Below are 25202 nucleotides of genomic sequence, written 5' to 3' on the forward strand. Positions count from 1 at the left end.
CAAGGACTCTGTCTTCCGACAAGGACTTCGCATGACCGCCACGTCCACGCCTCCGAGCACGTCCTCGCCGTACGCCGGGCTCAAAGCGCCGACCACGGCCCGCCGGCTGCTCACGGCACCCACCACCGGCCCCCTGGCCGCCCTCCTCCTGGCCTGCGCCTTCTTCTCCTTCTCGACCGAGCAGTTCCTCACGGGCGGCAACTTCTCGCTGATCGTGCAGCAGGTCATGGTCGTCGGCACCCTCGCCATCGGCCAGACCTTGATCATCCTCACGGCGGGCATCGACCTGTCGTGCGGTGCGGTGATGGCGTTCGGCAGCATCATGATCGCCAAGATGGCCGCCGAGGGCTCGCTGCCCCCGCTCGTCGCCATCGCCGTGGGCATCGGCGTCTGCGGCGGATTCGGGCTGCTCAACGGGCTGTTGGTGCAGAAGATCCCGCTGCCGCCGTTCATCGTCACCCTCGGCATGCTCAACGTGGCGTTCGCGCTGACCCACATCTACTCCGAGGAGCAGACGGTCACCAACCTGCCCGGCCCGCTGACGGCCCTCGGGCAGACCTTCCCGCTCGGCCACACCGACATCACCTACGGCTCCCTGGTCACCATCGCCCTGTTCCTGCTCCTCGCCTACGCGCTGAGCAGCACCGGCTGGGGCCGTCACGTCTACGCCCTGGGCAACAGCCAGGAAGCGGCGCGGCTCAACGGCATCCGCACCTCCCGCCTGACCATCGGCGTCTACACCACGGCCGGCCTGCTCTACGGCATCGCCGCCCTGCTGCTCATCTCCCGCACCGGAGTCGGCGACCCCCAGGCGGGGCAGACCGACAACCTCGACAGCATCACCGCCGTGGTCCTCGGCGGCACCAGCCTCTTCGGCGGACGCGGTTCGGTGCTGGGCACCTTCATCGGCGTCCTCATCGTCGGTGTCTTCCGCAACGGACTTCAGCTGATGGGCGTCGCCTCCATCTACCAGACCCTGATCACCGGCGTCCTGGTGATCCTCGCGGTGACCGTCGACCAGATCTCCCGGAAGAAGGCCCGATGACCTCCCCCACTCCCGTCCTTCAGGCCCGCGGTCTGGTCAAGCGCTACGGCCATGTCACCGCCATCGACGGCGCCGACTTCGACCTGATGCCCGGCGAGGTCCTCGCCGTCATCGGGGACAACGGAGCGGGCAAGACCAGCCTGATCAAGGCACTCACCGGTGCGGTGGTCCCGGACGAGGGCGAGATCCGCCTCAACGGCGAGCCGATCCAGTTCTCCGGGCCGCAGAGTGCCCGCGCCCACGGCATCGAGACGGTCTATCAGGACCTGGCCGTGGCCGCGTCCATGGACATCGCCTCGAACATGTTCCTCGGGCGTGAACTCCGCCGCCCCGGTGTCCTCGGCAGTGTCTTCCGCATGCTGGACAAGAAGCGCATGCGCCAGGAGGCCGCCGAGCACATGGCCGACCTGAAGATCGGCCTGCGCTCGCTGACCCAGTCGGTCGAGACGCTCTCCGGCGGACAGCGGCAGGCCGTCGCGGTCGCCCGTTCCGTCGCCTGGGCCCGCAGTGTCGTCGTCATGGACGAGCCCACCGCCGCCCTCGGCGTCAAGGAGTCCGGACAGGTCCTCGACCTCATCCGCCGGGTCCGCGACAAGGGCATGCCGGTGGTTCTGATCAGCCACAACATGCCGCACGTCTTCGAGATCGCCGACCGGATCCACGTCCACCGGCTGGGCCGGCGCGCCGCCGTGATCAAGCCGACCGACTACTCCATGGCGGAGGTCGTGGCCATCATGACCGGCGCACTCACCGTCGACGCGGCCGGGGATACTGTCGTAGCGGATTCCGCGGCGGCGAAGGCCGCGGGAGTCCAGGCCAACTGAAGCACTCACAGGTACCGGCCGAGGCCGCGGCCGGGACCGACGAGCACAGGAGACTGTTTCCTCCATGGCAGCGAACCGCCGCCCGACCATGGCAGACGTCGCCCGAGAAGTGGGCGTCAGCGCCAAGACCGTCTCCCGGGTTCTCAACGAGGACGGGTACACCTCCGAACAGACCAGGGAACAGGTTCTCGCCGCCGTTGCCAAACTCGGCTTTCAGCCGAACCTCATGGCCCGCAACATCCGGGTGGGAGGGCCAGACACCACGATCGGACTGGTGGTCCCCGACCTGGCCAACCCCTTTTTCGGGGCCGTGGCCAGGAGTATCGAGGACACGGTCCGCGACCGTGGCCTGACCCTGCTCGTGGGCTCCTCCGCGGACGATCCCGACCGTGAGCGCTCGTTGACCGACAAGTTCCTCGCCCGCCGCGTCAGCATCCTCATGGTCGTACCGTCCGTCGGCGCCGACCACTCCCATCTCAAGGCCCACCGCACCGCGGGACTGCCCGTGGTCTTCATCGACCGTCCCGGCGCGGGCCTGGCCACGGACAGTGTCGTCAGCTCCAACCGGGACGGCTCCCACGAGGGCGTCGCCCACCTGATCGCCCATGGACACCGGCGCATCGGCTTCATCGGCGACCTGCCCACCAAGCTCTACACCCGCCGCGAACGCCTGGCCGGCTACCGCGCGGCCCTTCAGCAAGCCGATATCTCCTACGACCGCTCACTCGTCGTCAGCGCACACGACCAGCAGGGCGCCGAGGCGGCGACCGCGAAACTGCTCGACCTGGCCGATCCGCCCACGGCCCTGTACGCGGGCAACAACATCATGGCGCTGGGGATAGTGGCCGAACTCGCCCGCAGCAAGCGCAAGGACGTCGCCTTCGTGGCCTTCGACGACGTCTCGCTCGCCGAAGCCCTCGAACCGGCGCTGACCGTCGTGGCCCAGGACCCCGGGGAAATCGGCAGGACCGCGGCGGCGACCGCCCTCGCCCGCCTCGACGGCGACCGGTCCCGGGCACGGACCGTCACCGTCCCCACCCGCCTGATCGTCCGAGGCTCGGGCGAACAGCGGGCGCCCGGCACGCGGGACGCATGAGCGGGCCGTCTCCGTCGGAGCGCGACATCCACCCCGGTCATGCGGCCGGGCGGGACACCGACTCGACCCACTCGTCGACGGTGACGACATCCGCCCACTGCGGGAACAGTCGCTCGATGAGGACCCGGTGCACCTCCGGGTCGGTGTCCAGGCAGGCGTCGGAGAGGACGGTGAGCCCGAAGTCCAGGTCGTTCGCCCGGCACAGGGTGGACAGCACCACGGCGCTGGTGGCGATGCCGGTGAGCACGAGGCTGTCGACACCGCGCGCCCGCAGCACCACGTCGAGATCGCTGCCGGAGAACGCGCTCGCCCGCCTCTTGGTGACCACCACGTCACCCGGCCGGGGCGCGACCTCGGGGTGGATCTCGGTGCCCGGAGCGCCCTCGACGTAGAGGCCGGCCTGCGCGATGGCCGTGAGAGCCCTGTTGCGCGTCCCGACCTCCGGGAAGCCGGGACGCAGCGCGATCACCACGTAGATCACGGGGATGTCCGCCGCCCGGGCGCCGTCGATGGCCCTGCGCAGTCGCGGCAGGTATCCGGAGCCGTCGTCGGCGATGTCCACGATGGCCCGCTGGACGTCCATCACGAGAAGTGCGCTGCTCAAGTCGCCTCCAGGACACAGTCGTTCGGTGGTGGAACGGGCCGGGTTCCGCTGGTCGGATCCTACGGGCCCCGGGCACGATGGTGGGGCCCGAGAGCCGGCAAGATCAGGCGTCGGCGCGTGAGACGAGGCCAATGATGCGGGCCCACCTCTGCGGTGCGTTGGAGTACATCGGGACATGCGCGCAGCGGCTGATCCCGGCGAGCTCGACACCGCCTTCGGCCAGCGCCGGGAGGTGGGACAGCGAGTCGTTCTGCTCGCCGTACACGAACATCTTCGGCGCGGGGAGCGCGAGGTACCGGTCGAGCAGCTTGCCGTGGTCGGGGAGGTCGACCATGGACTCGAAGATGGAGTAGCGCGCCCCGGCGCCAGTAGTCGCGGACCGCCTCGACGGGTGTGCCGGTGTCGCCCAGAGCGGCGGGGGCGGCCCGCGAGGCGATGATCTCCGGCGGTGCCGCGAGCCGGCCGACGCGCAGGCAAACAACCCTGCCTGGTTACGGCGCCGAACCGGAGAACCCTATCCGCCGGTGGCTACTCAAGAACGTCGCGATCGACATCGGTATCGGTCGCCGCCAGCACCGCGACCCGGGTCCGGGTGGGATCGAGTGCGGCGAAGGCCACGTCCGACGTGTCGTGGTGGAACCAGTCCGTGAACGCCATGAACCGCAGCCACCGGTGATCCGCGGCGCGCCGCACCGCTTCCAGGAGAGGTACCCCGGTGGGCAACCCCATGAGCCCGCAGAGACTCTCCCAGGCATACAGCCGCGCGTACGCACCGCCCTGCCCCTGGCCGCTCACCCCGCCGACGTACGACGCCGAGAAGAGTTCGTTGAGAACATCGTCGGGTGTCGTCGCGCAGGCGAGCGCGCTTCCCCGGCGGCTGCCCTCACCTTCCAGGCAGCGCAGGGGCAGTTCCTTGAGGAAGGAGATGCCGAAGTCGTCGGGGCTGAGCGGGCTCGGCAGCGTGAAGAACCGTGCTTCGGGCTCACGGGCCCATCCGCCGGCCCTGAAAGGCCGGGCGACCGCGTTCGCCCGTCCGTCGTTCCGAGCGTCCCCGGCACCGCGACCGGCGACCGCACCGCCGTCGGTCGAGGGAGCCTCCGGGAAACGCGACCGGAGCTGCTTCGCGGTCTTGATCGGCCCCAGTCCCCGGACACGCACGGTGAACCGGTGTTCGATGTCCAGTCGCGTCCTGGGTAGCCGGGCCAGCGGGTGCTCCAGCTCACGCAGCTTCTCGGCGTACGCGTCCAGGGAGCGCCGACCGGTCCCCGAGCCGATCAGCGCCAGCTCTCCGAGGAGACAGGCGCGCAGCTCGACCGCCGGACCCAGGACCCCGTCCGGCAACTCGCCGAACAGAGGCTCGATGTCCCGCAGATGCTGAGCCTTGACCAGCTTCGCGGCCACAGAACGCAGCAGTCGATCGCCTTCGCCGGGGGACATGGCCCCTTCGGGCAGCAGCCGACTCACGAGGTCCACAGCAAACGTCACACAGTCCCGCGAACGCGTGTCGGCGAGGGTCTCGGCGATCCGCCCGACGGTCCGCGCCACGGAGGCTCCACGGGGCCCGTCGCCGGCCGCCGTCCGGCACAGCCGCTCCGCCGCTTCGTACATTCCTTCCGGTCCGAGCTCAGCCAGATGCTGCGACTCCGGCCCGGGCCGCTCCCGGCGATGGCGATCGGAAGGGCTGTCGCCGGGCGTCTCTTCGTTGTGGCTCACGCCCCCGAGTCTACGAGCAGCAGATCAAGTAACTTTGCGGAGGCACACGTGCCTTGAGGGAGCCAGGCGACGGGGGAAGAACGTGGAAAACCGGCCAACGGATTGGCATGTCCTGGATCTGGACAAGGATCCGACCCCCGGCGATCCGCAACGGGTGCGCAAGCTCGCCAAGGTCCTGCACGACTTCGCCGACGACGTGTCCGACGCGTTGCGTCTGGTCAAGGGCATGGCGGGCGAGAGCACCCTGGCGGAGTGGGCGGGCAAGTCGGCCACGGTCTTCAAGGAGGAGTTCTCGGGCGTCCCGAAGAACTTGAAGAAGCTGGAGAAGTCCTACGGGATGTGCGGCGACGCCCTCGCGGACTTCTGGCCGAAGCTGGAGCGCGCCCAGGCGCTGGCGGACAAGGCGCTGGTGAAGGCGCGCGAGGCCCGCACGGACCTCTCCTCGGCGCAGTCGAGGCTCTCGTCGGCCGACTCCTGGGTGACCCGGGCGTCCAAGGAGGCCGACAAGTACCAGGACGACCCGACCGGCAGCAAGTCGGACGCCGACAAACCGGACGAGGCCAGGGTGCGGGCCGCCACCCGGGACGTCCAGCACGCCAAGACGGCGCAGACGAACGCTCAGTCGGCCGTCGATGACGCCCAGAGTGCCCTGGACGCGGCGAAGAAGATGGCCGAAGACGCCCGCAAGATGCGCGAGGACGCCGCCCGCGAGGCCAAGAACAAGATCGACGAGGCGTCCGACGCCGGCATCCAGAACCGGTCGTGGTGGGAGGACATCGGCGACTGGTTCACCGACAACTGGGACACCATCGTTGCAGTCTGCAAGGTCGTCGTCACGGTCGTCGGCGTCATCGCGATGATCATCGGCGGGCCGATCCTGGCCGCGATCGTCGTCGTGGCCGCCCTCGTCGTCCTCGCCGACACGCTCGACAAATATCGCAAAGGCCAAGCGTCCCTGTGGGACGTGGGATTCGCGGCCCTGGACTGCATACCCGGCGGCAAGGGCATCACCACGCTCGGCAAGCTCGCGACGGGCGCGAAAGCCCTGGGCAAGGGTGGCCTCAAAGCGATGGCCAAGGGCCTGGGACGAGGCCTGCGCAAGGGAGCCGACGACGCGGTCGGCAAGAGCAAGCCGGCCAAGGGGCGGTGCAAGAACGGCGATCCCGTCGACATGGTCTCCGGCGAGATGCTCGTGGAGGAGACCGACGTGGAGCTGCCCGGGCTCCTTCCGCTCGTGCTGCGGCGCACGCATCTCTCGACGTACACCTGGGGCCAGTGGTTCGGTCCGTCCTGGGCCTCGACGTTCGACGAGCGTCTCGAACTGGACGGGGAAGGCGTCGTCTTCGCCGCTGAAGACGGCATGATCCTCGTGTATCCCGTGCCCGCCCCCGGTGAGTCGGTCATGCCGACGGAGGGCCCGCGCTGGCCGCTGGACTGGGACGGCTCCCCCGACACCCCCATCCGCATCACCGACCCGGCCTCCGGACGCACCCGCCACTTCGCCCCGCTCGCCGGATCTGTCGCCGCGCAGGAGGCTTTCACCCTTCCCCTGGCCGCGGTGACCGACCGCGGTGGACGGCGCATCGGCATCGACCGGGACGAGACCGGCACCCCCACCGCCGTTCACGACTCCGGCGGCCGCCACGTGCACATCGACACCGAGGGCGACCGCATAGTCGGCCTGCGGCTGCGCGACGAGGAGGCCGGGCCGGACGGCACGACCCTGCGGCGCTACGGCTACAGCCCCGAGGGTCACCTCACCGAGATCCACAACTCCAGCGGCCTCCCCCTCCGGTACGCCTACGACATCCAGGGACGCATCACATCCTGGAGCGACCGCAACGACACCTGGTACCGCTTCACCTACGACGACCAGGACCGGTGCATACGCGGTGAAGGCGCCGACGGGTTCCTGTCCTGCTCCATCGCATACGACCCGGCAAACCGGGAGACCCGGTACACCGACTCTCTGGGCCACACCACGACCTACCGGTACAACGAGCGCCGGCAGGTCGTCGCCCAGACCGACCCCCTCGGCAACACCACCCACGCCGAGTGGGACGCGTACAACCGGCTGCTCTCGCGCACGAATCCGCTGGGCCACACGTCCCGTTTCAGCTACGACGAGCGCGGCAACCTCATCTCCGTGGTCCGCCCTGACGGCACGGCCACCACCTGCGAGTACGACTCCTCCGACCGCCCCCTGTGGATCACTCTGCCGAACGGCGGCAGACGTGGCTACGCGTACGACGAGCACGGCCACCCGACAGCGACCGTCGACGCCGATGGTGCCGTCACCACCTACGCCTATGAACCCTCCGGTGGCCTGCTCGGCGTCACCAACGCCCTGGGAGCGACCCACCGCGTCCACCCGGGGCCACTGGGGCTGCCCGACTCCGTCACCGCGCCAATGGGCGGTACGTCCCATGTCACTCGCGACGCCTTCGGCCGCATCGTCGGCACCGTCGACGCCGCCGGTGCGACGACGCGCACCACCTGGACGGTGGAGGGCTACCCCGCTGAGCGGATCATGGCCGACGGCAGCAGCGAGAGCTGGTCCTACGACGGTGAGGGCAACATCGTCCGCTACACCGGCCTCGACGGCCGGACCACGACCCACGCCTTCACCCACTTCGACCGGCTTCGCTCCAGGACGGAGGCGGACGGCTCGACGACGCTGTTCGCGTACGACACCGAACTGCGGCTCACGTCCGTGACGAGCGCGTCGGGTGCGGTGTGGTCGTACACGTACGACGCGGCGGGCCGCCTCGTTGGCGAAGTGGACTTCAACGGCCGCGCCGTCGCCTACGCCTACGACGCGGCGGGCCGTCTGATCCAGCGCACCAACGGCGCGGGCGAGATCACCGCATACTCGCGGGACGCGTGCGGCCGGGTCGTGGAGCGACGCTCCGGCGAGGCGATCGCCACCTTCGCCTACGACTCCTCCGGCCGACTGATCACAGCGGTCACCCCCGAGACGACGCTCACGTTCGCACGCGACGTGGTGGGCCGTGTCGTCTCCGAAGAGTGCAACGGCCGCGCGGTCCGCACGTCGTACGACGTACTCGGCCGGCGGACGGAACGCCGAACTCCGTCGGGCGCCGTCAGCCGTTGGGAATGGGACGCGAACAACCGGCCCACCCGGGTCCGACTCGCCGACAACGCGCTGTCCTTCACCTACGGAACCTCGGGCCACGAGACCGAGCGGCGGCTCGGCGAGACTGCGGTGCTGACGCAGGAGTGGGACGCCGGCCACCGTCTGGCCGAGCAGAGGGTTCTGGGCCGAGGCGCCTCCGACACGAGTTCGCCGGACGGGTCCCTGCTGCACCGCTCGTACACGTACGGACAGGACGGCGGCCTGACCGCCATCGAGGACCAGACCCACGGCACTCGCCGGTTCAGCCGTGACCGTCTCGGCCGGGTGGAAGCGGTCTCCGCCACCGGGTGGTCCGAGCGCTACGCCTACGACGCGGCGGGCAACGTCAGCCGGGCGGACGTGCCGGAAGGCCCTCAGGGGGAACGGGTCCACGACGGCACACTCATCCGCAGGACCGGCCACATCACCTACGTCCACGACGCACAGGGGCGCCTGGTCCGGCAGACGCGCAAGTTGCTGTCCGGGGGAACGCGGGAGTGGACCTACGCGTGGGACGCCGAGGACCGGCTCACTCAGGTCACGACCCCGGACGGGCGTCGCTGGGCGTACGTCTACGACGCCCTCGGCCGTCGAGTCGCCAAGCGCCTGCTGTCCGACTCTGGCCGACCCGTCGAGGAGACCCTCTTCACCTGGGACGGCTCCCATCTGGTGGAGCAGAGCGGCTCCGCCGGCGGCCCCACCAAAAACTGGGAATGGGCTCCCGGCACCAACCGTGCGCTGCTGCAGGTCGACCAGGACGAGGTCGACCGGCGCTTCTACGCCATCGTCACCGACTTGATCGGCACCCCCACCGAACTGGTCGACGAGGAGGGCCGGATCGCCTGGCGGGCACGCACGACGCTGTGGGGCACGCCGGTAGGCGGCTCAGAGAATGCAGTCGACTGCCCTCTGCGCTTCCCGGGTCAGTACCACGACCCGGAAACCGGCCTCCATTACAACTTCCGCCGCTACTACGACCCCGAGAACGCCCGCTACATCAGCCCCGACCCTCTGGGCCTCGCTCCCGCACCGAACCACCACGCGTACGTCCCCGACCCCCTTCGCTGGACGGACCCGTGGGGGCTGGTGAGCTGCGAGAGCAGCAGGCACGGCATCACGGAGGAACGCGAGGCTCATATCGAGGGCCAGCACGGCCCCGGCGCCCAGGACCGCGTGCGGGACAATGCCGATCCCACGGGGCCCGAACCCTCGCTGCCAGGTGAGTTCTACGAGGACTTCTTCTGGGAGGGCGACGACTTCGTCCTGGGTCGCCGGCTCCGCGAGGGCGTCGACGGCACCCCGGCCATACCCAACCCGCGTGCCAGGGCCGGGCAGGACAGCCACCTGCACCGCTTCGAACACGGCGAGCCCGTGGGCATCAACGGCAGCGGGCGGGAGACCAGAGACGTGGAAGTCGTCGTCCGCGACGGCCATATCCACACGGCGTATCCGGTCTGAGAGGGCCGGTCGGTGACGGATATGCAGACCGCAGACAGGAGCACCTTCAGGGCAAGCTCTCAAGAAGCCGGGAGTTACGGTGACGTGGTACGCCTGAACCGCACATACCGGCGCGACCGAGCTCAGGCCAGTCCAGGTCGCACCATGCGTGCGGCCAGTGCATGGATGTCTCTTATGGCATCGACGAGGGCCGGTCAAGATCAAGTGCATGCTGATGCAGTGCGATCCCTGAGTGTCTCACCATATGGCCCGCGTGCGAGGTCCGGTCGCATCCGGATGAGCTCGGCTTCATCCAGGTAGACATTCCTGGCCTGCAGCGCGGCGTGCCCCCCGTACACACTCAAGGCCTCCCGGAGCCCGACGCAGACGAAGTCCTCGAAGACCGTGTTCATATCGAAAAGGAAGCCGTTCATCCGCACCCCGCACGGCAGATGTGCGACAGAAGCGTTGTCCAGTCCAAGTCCCGCCAGGCGGAGAGCGCGGCTCCGGGCACGCCGCGCACGCGTAGGAGGCGTTCCACCGCGGCGCGCAGAATGCGGTTCTCGGCGATGTCCGTGCTGAACTCGAAATCCGTTTCGAACCGACGGTCATTCCCTTAGACCCGCAGGTCAGACGGTCTCTCGGACTGGCTCCAGAATGGCGACGCACTCCACATGCGACGTCATCGGAAACAGATCGAACGCCCGAAGCGTCCGCACCCGATACCCCCCGTCCCGGAAGTACCCCAGATCCCGCGCCAGCGCCGCCGGGTCGCACGCCACGTACGCGATCCGCCGCGCGCCCAGCGAGGCCAGGTGCTGAACCGTCTTGCGGCCGGCCCCCGCCCGCGGCGGGTCGAGGACGATCAGGTCGACCTCCTCGATGCCCGTGCGCGGCAACACGCTCTCGACCTTGCCCTGTTCGATGCGGACGCGGTCGAACTCGGCGAGGTTGTGCCGCGCGTCCTCCACCGCCCGCTTGCCGGACTCGATGCCGAGGACCGCGCCCTGGTCGCCGACGCGGTCGGCGAGGGCGCCGGCGAAGAGGCCGACGCCGCAGTACAGGTCGAGGGCCATGTCGCCCTTGCGGGGCAGCAGACCCTGCATGACCGCGGTCACCAGGGTGTCCGCGGCCTTCGGGTGGACCTGCCAGAAACCGCCGTTGCCGACGCGGTGCGTGCGGCCGTCCGCGCGCTCGCGGACGAAGGGGCGGCCGTGGACGCGGTGGACACCGCCGGAGCGCTCGTCCACGCGCAGGACGGAGACCGGGCGGTCGAGTTCGACCAGCGGCAGGCGTGCGCCCGGCTTCGGCGTGAGGATCACCTGGCGGTCCTGGGAGCCCGTCGCCGCGATCGCCTCGACGGAGTCCATGCCCGTCCAGACCCGCTTCTCGATGCCCAGCTCGCTCACGCCCTCCGCGGCGATCATGCAGTGGTCGATCGGCTCCACCTCGTGCGAGCGGTGCCGGCGCAGGCCCGCCCGGCCGTCGGCGGTGACGGCGTACTGGACGCGGGTGCGCCACGCGGGGACCTGGCCCGCGGGCACCTTGTCGCCCTCGGCGGGCAGCACCGTGCCGTCCCAGCCGGCCTCCTCCGGGGTGAGTCCGGCGAGGTGCTGGAGCTGTTCGGCGATGACGTCGGCCTTCAGGCGGCGCTGCGCGCCCGGCTTGGCGTGCTGCCAGTCGCAGCCGCCGCAGCGGCCGGGGCCGGCGAACGGGCAGGGCTCGTCGATCCGGTCCTTGGAGGCGTCGAGCACCGTCACGGCGTCCGCGCGCAGGAACCGTGCGCCCTGCTCGCCCTCCGTCACCCGCGCCACGACCCGCTCACCGGGCAGCGCGTGCCGTACGAACAGCACCTGGCCCTCGGACGTGCGGGCGATGCAGTGTCCGCCGTGGGCGACGGGGCCTACCTCGACCTCGTACTCCTCCCCCACCAGCGACTTCCTCGGTTCTGCCTGCATGGCGGGGTGACTCCATAACGCGTGAGGGGAAAGGGCCGAACGGAAACGGCCGGACAACAGCCCACCAGTCTACGTGGCTGCCGCCCGGCCGTTTCACACGAGCCTTCCGTCACACGGATCGCACTCGTCGCAGGAGCCGTCGTCTCACGACTTGTGCTCGGTGGACTCCTTCGACCGCACCTGCGCGGGACCGCGCCGCACCGACCCCGGCGCGTTCCAGTCCTGCTGCCTGCGGGCCCGCCGCTTGGCCGCCTCGGAGGACTGCAGCTGGTAGGGCACCGAGGTCACCATGATCCCGGGTGTGAACAGCAGCCGGCCCTTCAGCCGCAGGGCGCTCTGGTTGTGCAGCAGGTGCTCGTACCAGTGGCCGACGACGTACTCGGGGATGATCACGGACACCGCGTCGCGCGGCGACTCCTTGCGCAGGCTCTTGACGTACTCGATGATCGGCCGCGTGATCTCGCGGTAGGGCGAGTCGAGGACCTTCAGCGGTACGTCGATGCCGCGCCGCTCCCACTCCTCGCGCAGGGCCTTGGTCTCCGCCGGGTCGACGTTGACGCTCAGCGCCTCCAGGGTGTCCGAGCGCATCAGCTTGGCGTAGGCCAGGGCGCGCAGCGTCGGGCGGTGGATCTTGGAGATCAGGACGACCGAGTGGACCCGGGAGGGCCGTACGCTGTCGTCGCTCGGGCCCTCGGGGGCGGCGATCTCGGCGGCGACGCGGTCGTAGTGCTTACGGATGGCCGTCATCGTCGCGTAGAAGATCACCATGCCGAGCAGGGCGACCCAGGCGCCGTGGGTGAACTTGGTGAGGAGGACGACGACCAGCACCAGGCCGGTGAAGAAGGCGCCGAAGGCGTTGATGGCGCGGGAGCGGATCATGTGGCGGCGCTTGGCCTGGTCCTTCTCCGTGGCCAGGTGGCGGTTCCAGTGCCGGACCATGCCGGTCTGGCTGAGTGTGAAGGACACGAACACGCCGACGATGTACAGCTGGATCAGGCGGGTGGAGTCGGCGCCGTAGATGCCGACCAGCAGTCCGGCGGCGCCGGCGAGGAGCACGATGCCGTTGGAGAAGGCAAGGCGGTCGCCACGGGTGTGCAGCTGGCGCGGCAGGTAGCGGTCCTGGGCGAGGATCGAGCCGAGCAGCGGGAAGCCGTTGTAGGCGGTGTTGGCGGCGAGGAAGAGCACGAGCGCGGTGGCCGCGGCCAGCACGATGAACAGGAGGCTGCCCTTGCCGAAGACGGCCTCGGCGACCTGGGAGATCACCGGGTTCTGGACGTAGTCCGGACCGAGCGGCACACCGTTGTGGACGAGGTCCTTGGCCGGGTTCTCGGCCATGCGGACGTCGGTCGCGGCGGCCAGCGCGATGATGCCGCAGAACATGGTGACGGCCAGCAGGCCCATCGCGGCGAGGGTGGTCGCGGCGTTCTTCGACTTGGGCTTGCGGAAGGCCGGGACGCCGTTGGAGATGGCCTCGACGCCGGTGAGGGCGGCGCAGCCGGAGGAGAAGGCGCGCAGCAGCAGGAAGACCAGGGCGAAGCCGGCCAAGCCTCCGTGCTCGGGCTTGATGGCGTAGTCCGCCGTGGGGGCCCGCATGGTGTCGTCCAGGACCAGGCCGCGGAAGGCGCCCCAGGCGATCATGGTGAAGACGCCCGCGACGAAGATGTACGTCGGAATCGCGAACAGCGAGCCCGACTCCTTCACCCCGCGCAGGTTCATCAGGGTCAGCAGCACGATCACGCCGATCGCGCAGAGCACTTTGTGCTCCACCACGAAGGGGATCGCGGAGCCGAGGTTCTCGATGCCGGAGGAGATCGACACCGCGACGGTGAGGACGTAGTCGACGAGCAGCGCGCTCGCGACCGTCAGGCCGGCCTTGGGACCGAGGTTGGTGTTCGCCACCTCGTAGTCGCCGCCGCCGCTGGGGTAGGCGTGCACGTTCTGCCGGTACGAGGCCACCACGGTGAACATCAGCACGACGACCGCGACGGCGATCCACGGGCTGAAGTGGTACGCCGTCACGCCCGCGATCGACAGGACCAGCAGCACCTCGCCGGGCGCGTACGCCACGGAGGACAGCGGGTCGGAGGCGAAGACGGGGAGTGCGATGCGCTTCGGCAGGAGCGTTTCACCCAGCCGGTCGCTGCGCAGTGCGCGCCCGATCAGGATCCGTTTGGGCACGTCGGTCAGTTTGGACACAACAGAGGATCGTAGGCCTTCGATTGCGGGGTCGCCCACCCGCCACCCCTCATCGGCGTCCCGTCTGCTCTCCGAGTGAATTCACAGGGCTGTGCGGCTGCGGATTCCGCAGGTCACTTGCTTCCCATGCCTATATGACTAAGCCCCGTCCGTCTCCCGGCCGTTGCCGCCCCTGGAGGTCCCATGCACACGCCCGCCCAGCTGATCGGCGCCGCGGCCACCCTCGTCGCCCTCGGAATCCTGACGCTCGCGAGCGTCCGCAGCATCAGCCGCCGCAAGGACGTGTCACCGGGGGCGCGCTAGGAGGACGGGGAGGCGCCCGGCCGCCCGGACCGCTCCAGCCCCGCCACTCCCGCGCTCAGTTCCTCCCGCCCGATGCCGGCGGCCCGGGTCGACGGGATCGTGCAGGCGTAGGCGCCGGCCACAGTGCCGTGCAGGGCGCTGCGCAGGGGTGGGGTGCCGTTCAGCCAGGCGTAGAGGAACGCGGCGGCGAAGGCGTCGCCCGCGCCGTTGGAGTCGACGACGGGGGCCGGGGGCACGGCGGCGGGCACGTGGGTGAGCTCCCCGTCGGCCAGCAGGTACGCCCCGTCCGCCCCGGCGGTGGCGACGACGATCCGGGCCCTGCCCCGGTCGGTGATCCGCCGCATGGTCCGTTCCGGGTCGGTGAGGGCGGTGGTGGACAGGAAGACCAGGTCGGCCTGGTGGGCGAAGGGCTCGTGGTAGGGGTTGTCGCCGTCCCAGTCGTGCAGGTCGGTGGAGATCGTGAGGCCTGAAGCGCGCAGGGCGGGCAGCGTGTGGGCGCACGGCTGGGTGATGACGACGTGGGCGTGCCGGCTGACGGCCGCGAGCGCGCGCACCGTGGCCTCGGGCAGCCGGTCGGTGTCGGCGGCCCGGGTGGCGTCGTAGAGGGAGGACCGTCTGCCGTCGGGGCCGACGAGGTTGACCGCGCGTTTGGTGCCGAGCGGCTGCGGGACGGCGGTGAGTCCGATGCCGTGCTCCCGGTGCAGCGCGCGGACGAGGTCGCCCTCGGGGTCGTCGCCGAGCAGGTCGAGGTGGTGGGTGCGCAGACCCAGCGCGCTCGTCCCGAGGGCCACGAAGTCCCCGCTCTGGCCCGCCCGGGTCACGATCCCGGGCCGGATCATGTGGCTGTCCGCGAACGGCACGGGCAGCTCGGGCACGTGGACGATGGTGTCCACACCCGCGCCGCCCAGCACGAGGACGTCGATCTCGGTACTCATGGCAGGTTCCTCCCCCGGCCCACGGCCCGGCAGGGCCCTGGGCAACCCCCTCGACTTTGCGGATACGTTGGAGTCGGCAGTCGAACGCGGCACCGCCCCCGGAGGGCATCATGACGTGATTCCACCGGCATGATGTTGCCCGGCGGCCCGCACGCAGGCCGCGATGTGATGCCCGGCGAGCCGAAAGAGAGACATGAGCACGACATTCATGAGGGCCAGAGGGCCTGCAGGAAGCGCGGTGTGACGCGATGCACATTGTCATCATGGGGTGCGGAAGGGTGGGTTCCGCACTGGCCCAGAACCTGGAGCAACAGGGGCACACGGTCGCCGTGGTCGACCAGGACCCCACCGCCTTCCGCCGGCTGGGCTCGGGGTTCGGCGGCCGCCGGGTCACCGGCGTCGGCTTCGACCAGGACACCCTGCGCGAGGCGGGCATCGAGGAGGCCGGCGCTTTCGCCGCCGTCTCCAGCGGTGACAACTCCAACATCATCGCCGCGCGCGTGGCCCGTGAGATGTTCGGCATCGAGAACGTCGCCGCCCGCATCTACGACCCGCGCCGCGCCGAGGTCTACCAGCGCCTGGGCATCCCCACCGTCGCGACCGTCCGCTGGACGGCCGACCAGATGCTGCGCCGTCTGCTCCCCTCCGGCGCCGAGCCGCTGTGGCGCGACCCCACCGGCGGCGTCCAGCTCGCCGAGGTGCACACCTCGACCGCCTGGGTCGGCCACAAGATCAGCCGGATCCAGGAGGAGACGGGCGTACGCGTCGCGTTCCTGACCCGGCTCGGCGAGGCGGTCCTGCCCACCTCGCAGACGGTGCTGCAGGAGGGCGACCTGGTGCACGTGATGATGCGCACCGACGAGGTCGACAAGGTCGAGGCGGCGTTCGCCAAGGGTCCCGAAGAGGAGGGCGGTCACTGATGAGGGTCGCCATTGCCGGAGCCGGCGCCGTCGGCCGCTCGATCGCGGGCGAACTGCTGGAGAACGGCCACGAGGTCCTGCTGATCGACAAGGCGCCGACCGCCATCTCGGTCGAACGCGTCCCGCAGGCCGAGTGGCTGCTCGCCGACGCCTGCGAGATCACGTCCCTGGACGAGGCGGCCCTCCAGCGCTGCAACGTCGTGATCGCCGCGACCGGTGACGACAAGGTGAACCTGGTCGTCTCGCTCCTCGCCAAGACGGAGTACGGCGTCCCGCGCGTCGTCGCCCGGGTGAACAACCCCAAGAACGAGTGGTTGTTCAACGAGTCCTGGGGCGTGGACGTCGCCGTCTCCACCCCTCGTCTGATGTCGGCCCTGGTCGAGGAGGCGGTGAGCGTCGGCGACCTGGTCCGTCTGCTGCGCTTCAGCCACGGTGACGCCAACCTGGTCGAGCTGACCCTGCCCGAGGAGTCGGCCCTGGCCGGCACGCAGGTCGGCGACGTCGAGTGGCCGCAGGACACGTCCCTGGTGACGATCATCCGCGGCAACCGCGTGCTGACGCCCTCCCGGGAGGACTCCCTGGAGGCCGGCGACGAACTCCTCTTCGTGGCCGCCCAGGCCCGCGAGGAGCAGCTGGAGGACCTGCTGTCGGTACGCCGGAACGCGGCGAGCTGAGCACGTCCCCGCGGGGAACGAGCAGAACAAGCGGAAGGGGCGTCCCGAGTGTCCGGGACGCCCCTTCTGTCAGGTGCGGAGGGTCACTGCTCGGCGGATCCCGCGGCGGCCTGCCGCTCCCGCTCCTCGGCCGCCTTCTCCTCGGCCTCCATCTCCGCGAACACGTCGATCGGCGCGGGCGCCTTCGCCAGGAACACCCACGTCAGGTACACCGCGAGCAGGAACGGCGGGATCTTCAGGGCGACCAGGACCCAGCCCAGCTGCGTGGTGTCGGCCCACCAGTACAGCGGGAAGAGGATCGCGCACTTGGCGAGCAGGATCGCGCCCCAGGCGTAGCTGGCCTTCGCGTAGGCCTTCTTGCGGCCGGGGTTCCGCGTGCGCCAGGAGAGGTTCTCCTTGAAGACCGGGCCGAGGATCAGCCCGATCAGGGGCACCCCGCACAGGGTGGTGATGATGTAGGCGAGGCCCAGACCGAGCGTGTAGAGCATGCCGGGCAGGTAGAAGTCCTTGGCGTTGCCGGTCATCATCGCGAAGACGACACCGAAGGCCACGCCGAAGACACCGCTGAAGGCGTGCTTGACGGTGTCCTTCATCACCAGCCGGACCACGACCAGCACCAGCGACACGGCCAGTGCGGCGATCGCCGACAGGTGCAGGTCCTTGTTGATCGTGTAGATGGTGACGAAGAGGAGGCCGGGAACCACCGTCTCCACCATGCCCCGCACGCCGCCGAACGCCTCGAACAGGGCGGCCTCGGTCACCGCCCGGGCGTCGTCCGCAGATGTCTCTTCGGTCGGCTTGTCGAGCGACGTCACCGGCTACTCCCGTCCGAGGGGTCTCAGTTCGTACTTGGGATTGAACAGCACCCGGCGGCCCCGGCTCATCGAGATCCGGCCCGATGCGATCAGCTTGCGCCCCGGCTCTATCCCCACGATGGAGCGCCTGCCGAGCCACACCACGTCCAGCGCGGCGGAGCCGTCGAACAGCTCGGCCTCCAGGGCCGGGACTCCGGCGCGCGGCCGAAGGGTGACCGTGCGCAAGGTACCAGTAACCGTCACTATCTGGCGGTCCTGGCAGTCTCCGATCCGGGTACAGCCGGCCGTCTCGGCGTCCTCGCGCAGCTCCTCGGACTCCAGGTCCTCCTGTGACGAGGAGAGCCGGTCGAGCATGCGCCGGAATCGGCCCACCGGCTTTTCGGAACGAGGAACAGCACTCATGTCTGAAGCGTACCGGGGGGTGGTGACGAAGAGCGAAGAGCCTGTTTCCCGAAGCGATGCCCCGTCCCCGGGAAGGTGATGCAGCAGTCTCCGGCGACGTAGGCGTCCTTCTCGGTGCCGCACGACGGCAGGCTGCCGCTCTCGCCCGCGAGCGCCTCCGGCGGATGCCACTCGGTGGGAGCCGGCCGTACGTCCCTGCCGGCCCGTTCGGCCTCATTCGCGGCCGACTCGGCGGTGGACTCACCGGTGGCCGACGATCACATCGCCGTCCGCTTCGTGGCCTTCGGCCTCGCCGGGGCACCGGGCGGACCGGGCGCCGGGGTCCCCGCCCCGGGCGCCCGGCCGGTCAGTGGGTCACGCGGGGTTGTCGGCGTGGGTGAGGGTCTCCCAGGCGACGAAGAGGTTGTTGCTGCCGGCGGGGCGGCCCCGCAGGGTCAGCGTCTCGGTGTTGGTCATGGCGTGCCCGAGACGGTTGGCCAGGGCGTTGTGGCCGACCTCGGATACCGGTCCGAGCCCCAGCTTCAGCGAACCGCCGCACAGCCGGCTCTCCGCACCGGCGCCGAGCTGGTACTTGGCGTGGAAGCCGAGCCCGTGCCGCAGCCGCTCGCCCACGTCGGTGCCGTAGAGGTCCTGCCCCTGGATGCGGCTGGTCTCGGCGACGTGCGAGATGGCGGAGAGTCCGTAGCCGGTGTGGGTGAAGTCGCGGCAGGTCTCCTGGCTGAGTCCGTTGACGAAGGTCGACTGTCCCTGCCAGTAGGTGACGATCTTCTCCCGGGTGTTCAGGTTCTGGCTCGGCACGGTCTTCGGCAGCGCCCCGTCGGACTCCAGGTAGACGTAGGCGGCCGTGCGCGTGCGGAACTTCGCCATGGCCTTGTCGTACGACGTCTTGTCCTCCAGGAAGACCGAGATGCCGACGGCTGCCTCCATCATCGACAGCTCCCAGTTGCCGTTGGAGTTGGAGCCGTTGACGATCTCGGGCAGGTAGACGGTGCGGAGCATGGTGGCGAAACGGCCGGAGTTCGCCCAGTTCCCGGTGTACGTGTACTTGATGATCTCGGCGGCCCTGGGCCAGGAGGAGCCGGCCCAGCCGGTCTGCAGGGGCGCGTTGCTGTTGGTGTGGTCCCTGATCACGGCGGACCAGGCGTCCATCAGCTCGATCGCCTTGCGGGCGTGCCGTTCGTCGCGGGTGATGTACCAGGCGAGCGCCTGGGTGTACGCGGCGATCGCGTCCTCGCGCTCGTCCGTGCAGCCGTGGTTGGGGTTGGAGTACGAGCCGCACTCGACGACCGCCCGGGGCCTGGGCGTGCGGTTCAGGTCGGCGTATTTGCTCGCCATCATCTGGTCGAAGGCGCCCTTCCAGGGCTGTGCCCCGACGTCGACCTTGGACCGGGTGAAGTCCAACTGACCTTGGGAGACGGTCACTCCGGGGTGGACGAAGGCAGCGGGGGCGCTGAGAGCGCGGGGAGCGGGGGTTGCGGCGTCGGCGGGCCGGGCGAGAACACCGACGACGAGGGCGGCGGAGGCGGCGAAGAGTGCGGTGCTGCGCATGTGTGGGGGCCTTCCGTTCTCGTATGTGAACGCGAAGCGCCTTTATGAACAGACGCGTTGAACGGAGACCGTAGGTACAGACCAATACGCCGTCAAGGTTCCGCGCACGAGAAAGGGCCGCACCCCCGGTGGGGTACGGCCCTGGTGTCTCTGTGGGGTCAGCGGACCTCGGTGATCTCCGGTCCGCGCTGGAGCTGGCCCATTCCGCCCGCGAAACGGGAGCCCTCCTCCTGCTGGACCCCCTCGGGGACCATCTGAGCGTCGTTCGGCAGCTTCAGGACGATCGGGTCGCGGGGCGCCATCGGGCCCTCACCGCGCACCACGACGGTGTCCCGGAAGATCTGCTCGAGCAGCCCGGCGGCCTGCGGCTGCACCGCGCCCTGGCCCGAGATGACCCCGCGCAGGAACCAGCGGGGGCCGTCCACGCCGACGAACCGCACCACCTGGAAGCCGCCGGTGCCGTCCGGCAGCTGAACGGGCACTTGAGCGCGCAGCTCCCAGCCCAGCGGCCCCTCGACCTCGTCGACGATACCGCCCTGCTGGGTGATGCCGGTGCCGATCTCCTCGCGCACCTCGCCCCAGATGCCCTCGCGCTTGGGGGCGGCGAAGCCCTGGAGCTGGATGGCGCTGTCGCGCAGCACGACCGTGGCCGCCACGATCGCGTCGCCCGCGACCTCGACCCTGAGCTCCATGCCGTCGACGCCCGGCACGAACAGACCGCCCAGGTCGACCCGGCCTTCGCTCGGGTCACGGACCTCGGAGCTGTCCCAGGGTCCGTCGGGGCGCGGCGCCGGTTCGAGCCTCAGGCGCTCGCGCTCTTCGTCCGCCTCAGTGTCGACACCGTCGACGACCTGCTCGGCCTCGCCGGCCGCGTCCTCGGCGGCATCCCTCTTCTTGCGACGTCCGAACACGTCACTGTCCTTCCCGGTCGGATACGACCGAAGCGTATCGATTCCCACCCGCCTGACCGCCCAGGGCGGCCTGACCGCTTGTGCCGCTCGTCCCGTCCACCGCGGCATGGCCTCCGGTGGACCCGAAGCCCCCTTCGGCCCGCGCGGAGCCGGGAAGTTCCGCCACCTCCTGGAAGCGGACCCTCTCGACCTGCTGGACCACCAGTTGGGCAATCCGGTCGAAGCGCTCGAACCGCACGGCCTCGCGCGGGTCGAGATTCACCACGATCACCTTGATCTCCCCACGGTACCCGGCATCAACCGTCCCCGGGGCATTCACGAGGGCGACGCCGCAGCGAGCGGCCAGGCCGGATCGCGGGTGCACGAAGGCCGCGTACCCCTCCGGCAACGCCACAGACACCCCCGTGGGCAGTACCGCCCGCTCACCCGGCTCCAGTTGGCACGCCTCGGTCGTCCGCAGATCGGCCCCGGCGTCCCCGGGCTGCGCATACGACGGAAGCGGTACGTCCGGATCGATGCGCCGGATCAGCACGTCCAGCGGCTGCCGGCTCACGGGGCTGGTGGGGCTGTCGGGACCCGTGGGGCCGACCGCGCCCAGGGAGCTTTCCGGGATCACGGGTTCACCTCGAAGGCACGGGCGCGCCGGACCTGGTCCGGGTCGTTCATGGCCGCCTGGATCTCTTCCCGGCGGCCGTGGTCGACGAAGTGGTCGACCTTCACCTCGATGAAGAGCGCGTCGGCGCGCACGGCGACGGGCCCGTCGGGGCCGCCGACGCGGCCGGTCGCGGTGGAGTAGATCTTCCGCCCGGCGACGGCCGTCACCTCCGCCTCCAGGTGCAATGTGGTCCCGACGGGCACGGGCCGTACGAAGTCGGTCTCCAGCCGCCCGGTCACGGCGATCGTGCGCAGCAGCCAGTTCAGCGAGCCGAGGGTCTCGTCCAGGGCGGAGGCGAGCACACCCCCGTGTGCGAGGCCCGGTGCGCCCTGGTGGGCGGGCTGCACGGTGAACTCGGCGGTCAGCGACACGCCCTCACCGGCCCGCGCCTCCAGATGCAGCCCGTGCGGCTGGTCGCCACCACAGCCGAAGCACGCGCCGTAGTGCGCGCCGAGAAGCTCACCGGGCGCGGGCGCGTCCGGGTGCCGCACCGGTCGCACGGCGTCGGCCGGAGGCTGAAGAGCTGCGGAAGTACCACTCACAGCGGGAGACCTTACCCGCGCGTCGGCCCCTTACGGACACCGTGTCAAGCTTGGCCCCATGCAGCTCTCCGCCGCCCCCTACGAAGAACGCCTCACCGCCCCGCGGACCTGGTGGCTGATCTCGTTCCTCGTGGGCGTCTCCATGGCCCTGATCCTGCTCCCGTTCGGCACGCTGCCGATGCTCGGCGGCCTGGCCGGGGGCACCGCGGTCGCGGCCGTCGCCGCGAGCTCGTACGGCTCGGTCCGCATCCGCGTGGTGGGCGACTCCCTGATCGCGGGCGAGGCGAAGATCCCGGTGGCTGCCCTGGGCGAGGCGGAGGTGCTGGACGCGGAGGGGGCCCGCGCCTGGCGCACGTACAAGGCCGACCCGCGCGCCTTCCTGCTGCTGCGCGCGTACATCCCCACGGCCCTGCGCGTGGAGGTCACGGACCCGCAGGACCCGACGCCGTACCTGTACCTGTCCACGCGGGAGCCGGAGCGCCTTGCGGAGGCGCTGAGGACAGCGAAGGCCGCGTAGCACACCCGCGCGGGGCATCACCCCGCCGCTTGTGACGGGCCGGAGTCAGCGCCCGTCGCCCTGCTTGCCGTAGCCCCGGCCGTCGCGCCGGTCGTCCTCGTGGCGGCCCAGGGGGTCGTGCGTGATCTCGCCCATCTCCAGGGCGTCCGCCGGACGGTCCAGGGCGGGGAGCGCCTCCAGGGCGTCCCAGGGCACCTGGATCTTGCGCAGGTCCCTGCGGATCCGGCCGGCGAGCTTTCTCGTCTCGCCTCGGTTCATGACCGCGCCGACGGCGGCGCCCACCAGGAACGGCATCAGGTTCGGCATGTTGCGGACCATCCGCTTCATGATCCGCTGCCGCAGTTCGCGTTTCATGCGGCTGTTCAGCGCCGTGCTGAACGTCGACGGCTTGGACGCGTCGATCCCGCGCTCCCCCGACCACGAGTCGAGGTACGCGGTGCTGCGCTGTTTGAGGTTGCCGGGCGGCCGTGCGCCGTACACCTCGTGGAGTTCGGCGATCATCTTCAGCTCGATCGCGGCGACGCCGGTGACCTCGGCGGCCAGTTCCGTCGGCATCGCCGGGGGGATGGGCAGCATCGCGGCCGCGCCGATACCCGCGCCTACGGTCGCCGTCGCGTTCGCGGCGCCCGCCACGAGCTTGTCCGCCAGCTCCTCGGGCCCGAGGCCCGGGAACTGTCTGCGCAGCGTCGCCAGGTCCCGTACGGGGACGCGCGGGGCCAGTTCGATGATCCGGTCGGCGAGGTAGGCGAGCCCGGCCCGGGCCCGGTCGCCGCCCTTGCGGGCGCCTTCCCTGGCCCGCTCCCGGATCGCCCCCGCCCGCCGTCTCGCGACGGGTGCGGGGACGTCCACGGATGCCGGGAGGTCACCCCGGTCCGCTGCAGGCTCGAGCGAGGCCGCCCCCGTACCGGTGGGGCCCCGCTCGTCCTCACGCGCGCCGTACCGCGGGCCGTCCGTCGGCCCTTCGTCCGCTTTCCGTTTGGAGAAGCGGCGCTTCCAGGGAGGGGTCGAGCCAGTCACGGCCGACCCCTCCTCAGTCGCAGTCGCGGCAGATCGGCTGACCGTTCTTCTCCCGGGCCAGCTGGCTGCGGTGGTGCACCAGGAAGCAGCTCATGCAGGTGAACTCGTCCTGCTGCTTCGGGAGCACCCGGACTGCCAGTTCCTCGTTCGAGAGGTCGGCTCCGGGCAGCTCGAGGCCCTCTGCGGCCTCGAACTCGTCGACGTCCACGGCGGAGGCCGACTTGTCGTTCCTCCGAGCCTTCAGCTCTTCGAGACTGTCCGAGTCGACGTCGTCGTCGGTCTTGCGTGGAGTGTCGTAATCGGTTGCCATGGTCGCTCTCCCCCTCTGGGTGTCTGCGGTGTCTCCAGCGCACGTAACGCGTGAGAGGCCGGACTTGTGCCCGACCTGAGGCGGAGATTTTGCCTCACATCAAGGTCTGTTACTCAATCGACACCCAACCGGACTCCTCACGAGTGATCGGCTGGGATGGCGATGGGGACCGTACACGGTCCGAATGCCGCACTACAAAGGCGTCTCACCGTGTACTTCCCGTGATCAAGACCCCCGGAAACCGGGATTTTCCCGGCTTTCCGACAGCGTGCATGATCACGGAACGTAAATGACCGGAAAGAAGTCTCTGTGATCGATCACACATGGGACACGCCCGGCGCGGTTTCAAAAATTCCGCGCAAAGCGAACATCCCCGTGTGCCGCGAGTTGATCGGCGACATGATCTCAGATGGGCAGCATGACTCGCATCACGAGTCCTCCTCCCTCACGCGGCTGGGCGTAGATGTGCCCGCCGTGCGCCCGGGCCACGGACCGGACGATGGACAGGCCCAGCCCGACACCCTTGTCGCTGCCCGTCCGCTCCGTACGCAGCCGCCGGAACGGCTCGAAGAGGTTGTCGATCTCGTACGCCGGCACGACCGGGCCCGTGTTGGCGACGACCAGGACCGCCTGGCCGTGCTGGACCTCGGTGGTGACCTCGACCCAGCCGTCCTCCGCGACGTTGTAGCGCACGGCGTTCTGCACCAGGTTGAGCGCGATCCGCTCCAGCAGCACCCCGTTGCCCTGGACGACCGCGGGCTTCTGCTCGCCACGGATCAGCACGCCCTTGCCCTCCGCCTCGCCGTGCACCTGGTCGATGGCCCGGGAGGCGACCTCGGCCAAGTCCACGGGCCCCCGCTCGACGACCTGGTTGTCGCTGCGGGCGAGCAGCAGCAGTCCCTCCACGAGCTGCTCGCTGCGCTCGTTGGTGGCCAGCAGTGTCTTGCCGAGCTGCTGGAGTTCCATGGGCGCGTTCGGGTCGGACAGATGCACCTCGAGGAGTGTGCGGTTGATCGCCAGCGGCGTTCTCAGCTCGTGCGAGGCGTTGCCGACGAAGCGCTGCTGGGCCGTGAAGGCACGCTGGAGCCGCTCCAGCATGTCGTCGAAGGTGTCCGCCAGCTCCTTGAGCTCGTCGTCCGGGCCGTCCAGCTCGATCCGGCGCGACAGGTCGGAGCCCGCCACCGCACGGGCCGTGCGGGTGATCCGGCCCAGCGGGGAGAGGACGCGGCCGGCCATCGCGTAACCGAAGGCGAAGGCGATGACCGCGAGCCCCAGCAGGGCCAGGAGCGAGCGGCTGAGCAGGTTGTCCAGGGCGTTCTGCCGCTGCTCGTTGACGCAATGGTTCATGGCGTTGTTGAACTCGGCGGGCGAGGCCTGGTCGGGCAGGTTGCAGATGTCGCTGGTGACCTTGCCCTCGACGATCTTGAACGGCAGGACGCTGCCCACGTTCAGGGCCTGGGCGGCCAGCAGATAGATGATCGACAGAAGCAGGATGCCGGCGATCAGGAACATGCCGCCGTAGAGCAGCGTGAGCCTTATGCGGATGGTCGGGCGCAGCCACGGGAAGGGCGGCACGGGCCTCCTGGGGTCCCAGGTCGGCTTGGGGGGCGCCTGCGGGGGCGCGGGAGTCGTCGCCACGGGGTA

At 70.1% G+C, this 25202-nt stretch carries 23 protein-coding genes; 7 read left to right on the plus strand and 16 right to left on the minus strand.

Translation table 11 applies throughout. From position 1 onward, the window contains the following. Positions 1-31: 31 nt before the first annotated feature. The 3 genes from ACFY9E_RS06825 to ACFY9E_RS06835 all read left to right on the plus strand — a co-directional run bounded on the left by ACFY9E_RS06825 (position 32) and on the right by ACFY9E_RS06835 (position 2965). Entirely contained in the window at positions 32-1045 is a 1014-nt protein-coding gene (locus ACFY9E_RS06825) for an ABC transporter permease (protein ID WP_390980003.1), read from the plus strand. Further along, on the plus strand, positions 1042-1869 hold the full coding sequence (locus ACFY9E_RS06830; RefSeq protein WP_390980005.1) for an ATP-binding cassette domain-containing protein: 828 nt from the start codon (positions 1042-1044) through the stop codon (positions 1867-1869). Before ACFY9E_RS06825 ends, ACFY9E_RS06830 begins: the two co-directional genes overlap by 4 nt. Before the next feature lie 64 nt (positions 1870-1933). After that, positions 1934-2965: a substrate-binding domain-containing protein gene (locus ACFY9E_RS06835; protein ID WP_390980007.1), complete on the plus strand. Its 1032-nt coding sequence runs from the start codon at positions 1934-1936 to the stop codon at positions 2963-2965. Positions 2966-3002: 37 nt separating this feature from the next. Here the strand turns inward: ACFY9E_RS06835 and ACFY9E_RS06840 are convergent, their stop codons facing one another. The 3 genes from ACFY9E_RS06840 to ACFY9E_RS06850 form a co-directional block, all read right to left on the minus strand. Then, a complete protein-coding gene (locus ACFY9E_RS06840; protein WP_390980009.1) occupies positions 3003-3569 on the minus strand; it encodes an isochorismatase family protein in 567 nt (188 codons plus the stop codon). 103 nt (positions 3570-3672) lie between these two features. Beyond that, positions 3673-3903, minus strand: a complete 231-nt coding sequence (locus ACFY9E_RS06845; protein WP_390980011.1) for a hypothetical protein — start codon at positions 3901-3903, stop codon at positions 3673-3675. 194 nt (positions 3904-4097) lie between these two features. Further along, complete coding sequence (locus ACFY9E_RS06850; protein WP_390980013.1) at positions 4098-5282, minus strand: DUF6183 family protein; 1185 nt, start codon at positions 5280-5282, stop codon at positions 4098-4100. Between the two features lie 82 nt (positions 5283-5364). On the opposite strand from ACFY9E_RS06850, the gene ACFY9E_RS06855 reads away from it, so the two are divergent. Beyond that, positions 5365-9876: a DUF6531 domain-containing protein gene (locus ACFY9E_RS06855; protein ID WP_390980015.1), complete on the plus strand. Its 4512-nt coding sequence runs from the start codon at positions 5365-5367 to the stop codon at positions 9874-9876. Between the two features lie 200 nt (positions 9877-10076). On the opposite strand, the gene ACFY9E_RS06860 is transcribed toward ACFY9E_RS06855, so the two are convergent. The 4 genes from ACFY9E_RS06860 to ACFY9E_RS06875 form a co-directional block, all read right to left on the minus strand. After that, positions 10077-10346 carry a hypothetical protein gene (locus ACFY9E_RS06860; RefSeq protein WP_390980323.1) on the minus strand — a complete coding sequence of 90 codons (270 nt, stop codon included), beginning with the start codon at positions 10344-10346 and terminating at the stop codon, positions 10077-10079. A gap of 138 nt (positions 10347-10484) precedes the next feature. Next, the gene (locus ACFY9E_RS06865) at positions 10485-11813 is read right to left on the minus strand and encodes a TRAM domain-containing protein (protein WP_390980017.1); all 1329 of its coding nucleotides are present in this window, start codon (positions 11811-11813) and stop codon (positions 10485-10487) included. 144 nt (positions 11814-11957) lie between these two features. Then, entirely contained in the window at positions 11958-14009 is a 2052-nt protein-coding gene (locus tag ACFY9E_RS06870) for an amino acid permease (RefSeq protein ID WP_390980019.1), read from the minus strand. Between the two features lie 299 nt (positions 14010-14308). Continuing rightward, a complete protein-coding gene (locus ACFY9E_RS06875; protein ID WP_390980021.1) occupies positions 14309-15247 on the minus strand; it encodes a PfkB family carbohydrate kinase in 939 nt (312 codons plus the stop codon). A gap of 248 nt (positions 15248-15495) precedes the next feature. Between ACFY9E_RS06875 and ACFY9E_RS06880 the strand changes: the two genes are divergently transcribed. After that, entirely contained in the window at positions 15496-16167 is a 672-nt protein-coding gene (locus ACFY9E_RS06880) for a TrkA family potassium uptake protein (RefSeq protein ID WP_033308364.1), read from the plus strand. Then, positions 16167-16841 carry a TrkA family potassium uptake protein gene (locus ACFY9E_RS06885; protein WP_142158687.1) on the plus strand — a complete coding sequence of 225 codons (675 nt, stop codon included), beginning with the start codon at positions 16167-16169 and terminating at the stop codon, positions 16839-16841. The genes ACFY9E_RS06880 and ACFY9E_RS06885 overlap by 1 nt, the downstream gene beginning before the upstream one ends. 83 nt (positions 16842-16924) lie before the next feature. On the opposite strand, the gene ACFY9E_RS06890 is transcribed toward ACFY9E_RS06885, so the two are convergent. From ACFY9E_RS06890 to ACFY9E_RS06915, 6 genes are all read right to left on the minus strand, one after another. Then, positions 16925-17656: a DUF3159 domain-containing protein gene (locus tag ACFY9E_RS06890; RefSeq protein ID WP_390980023.1), complete on the minus strand. Its 732-nt coding sequence runs from the start codon at positions 17654-17656 to the stop codon at positions 16925-16927. 3 nt (positions 17657-17659) lie between these two features. Then, positions 17660-18058, minus strand: a complete 399-nt coding sequence (locus ACFY9E_RS06895) for an OB-fold nucleic acid binding domain-containing protein (RefSeq protein ID WP_363090172.1) — start codon at positions 18056-18058, stop codon at positions 17660-17662. Positions 18059-18412: 354 nt separating this feature from the next. Then, positions 18413-19606 carry an alginate lyase family protein gene (locus tag ACFY9E_RS06900; RefSeq protein WP_390980025.1) on the minus strand — a complete coding sequence of 398 codons (1194 nt, stop codon included), beginning with the start codon at positions 19604-19606 and terminating at the stop codon, positions 18413-18415. Between the two features lie 158 nt (positions 19607-19764). Next, positions 19765-20517: a DUF3710 domain-containing protein gene (locus ACFY9E_RS06905; protein WP_184565594.1), complete on the minus strand. Its 753-nt coding sequence runs from the start codon at positions 20515-20517 to the stop codon at positions 19765-19767. 1 nt (position 20518) lies between these two features. Further along, on the minus strand, positions 20519-21070 hold the full coding sequence (gene dut, locus ACFY9E_RS06910) for a dUTP diphosphatase (protein ID WP_390980027.1): 552 nt from the start codon (positions 21068-21070) through the stop codon (positions 20519-20521). Positions 21071-21129: 59 nt separating this feature from the next. Then, positions 21130-21714, minus strand: coding sequence for a hotdog domain-containing protein (locus ACFY9E_RS06915; RefSeq protein ID WP_390980029.1), 585 nt, complete (start codon positions 21712-21714; stop codon positions 21130-21132). 58 nt (positions 21715-21772) lie between these two features. Here ACFY9E_RS06915 and ACFY9E_RS06920 point away from each other — a divergent pair, with 58 nt between their 5' ends. Beyond that, complete coding sequence (locus tag ACFY9E_RS06920; RefSeq protein WP_390980031.1) at positions 21773-22231, plus strand: DUF3093 family protein; 459 nt, start codon at positions 21773-21775, stop codon at positions 22229-22231. 45 nt (positions 22232-22276) lie between these two features. Here ACFY9E_RS06920 and ACFY9E_RS06925 read toward each other — a convergent pair whose 3' ends face one another. From ACFY9E_RS06925 to ACFY9E_RS06935, 3 genes are all read right to left on the minus strand, one after another. Further along, a complete protein-coding gene (locus tag ACFY9E_RS06925) occupies positions 22277-23248 on the minus strand; it encodes a hypothetical protein (RefSeq protein ID WP_390980033.1) in 972 nt (323 codons plus the stop codon). A 13-nt stretch (positions 23249-23261) separates the two neighbouring features. After that, on the minus strand, positions 23262-23558 hold the full coding sequence (locus ACFY9E_RS06930) for a DUF4193 domain-containing protein (protein ID WP_003993510.1): 297 nt from the start codon (positions 23556-23558) through the stop codon (positions 23262-23264). Positions 23559-23963: 405 nt separating this feature from the next. Then, positions 23964-25196 carry an ATP-binding protein gene (locus ACFY9E_RS06935; RefSeq protein WP_390980034.1) on the minus strand — a complete coding sequence of 411 codons (1233 nt, stop codon included), beginning with the start codon at positions 25194-25196 and terminating at the stop codon, positions 23964-23966. Positions 25197-25202: the final 6 nt, after the last annotated feature.

Source organism: Streptomyces sp. NPDC012466, assembly GCF_042955215.1.
GTDB lineage: Bacteria > Actinomycetota > Actinomycetes > Streptomycetales > Streptomycetaceae > Streptomyces.

Bases quoted from the DNA above. Each gene is read 5' to 3' on its own strand.
- ACFY9E_RS06825 (WP_390980003.1), top strand. From the start codon at position 32: ATGACCGCCACGTCCACGCCTCCGAGCACGTCCTCGCCGTACGCCGGG.
- ACFY9E_RS06830 (WP_390980005.1), top strand. From the start codon at position 1,042: ATGACCTCCCCCACTCCCGTCCTTCAGGCCCGCGGTCTGGTCAAGCGC.
- ACFY9E_RS06835 (WP_390980007.1), top strand. From the start codon at position 1,934: ATGGCAGCGAACCGCCGCCCGACCATGGCAGACGTCGCCCGAGAAGTG.
- ACFY9E_RS06845 (WP_390980011.1), bottom strand. From the start codon at position 3,903: ATGGTCGACCTCCCCGACCACGGCAAGCTGCTCGACCGGTACCTCGCG.
- ACFY9E_RS06865 (WP_390980017.1), bottom strand. From the start codon at position 11,813: ATGCAGGCAGAACCGAGGAAGTCGCTGGTGGGGGAGGAGTACGAGGTC.
- ACFY9E_RS06875 (WP_390980021.1), bottom strand. From the start codon at position 15,247: ATGAGTACCGAGATCGACGTCCTCGTGCTGGGCGGCGCGGGTGTGGAC.
- ACFY9E_RS06880 (WP_033308364.1), top strand. From the start codon at position 15,496: ATGCACATTGTCATCATGGGGTGCGGAAGGGTGGGTTCCGCACTGGCC.
- ACFY9E_RS06885 (WP_142158687.1), top strand. From the start codon at position 16,167: ATGAGGGTCGCCATTGCCGGAGCCGGCGCCGTCGGCCGCTCGATCGCG.
- ACFY9E_RS06895 (WP_363090172.1), bottom strand. From the start codon at position 18,058: ATGAGTGCTGTTCCTCGTTCCGAAAAGCCGGTGGGCCGATTCCGGCGC.
- ACFY9E_RS06900 (WP_390980025.1), bottom strand. From the start codon at position 19,606: ATGCGCAGCACCGCACTCTTCGCCGCCTCCGCCGCCCTCGTCGTCGGT.
- ACFY9E_RS06920 (WP_390980031.1), top strand. From the start codon at position 21,773: ATGCAGCTCTCCGCCGCCCCCTACGAAGAACGCCTCACCGCCCCGCGG.
- ACFY9E_RS06930 (WP_003993510.1), bottom strand. From the start codon at position 23,558: ATGGCAACCGATTACGACACTCCACGCAAGACCGACGACGACGTCGAC.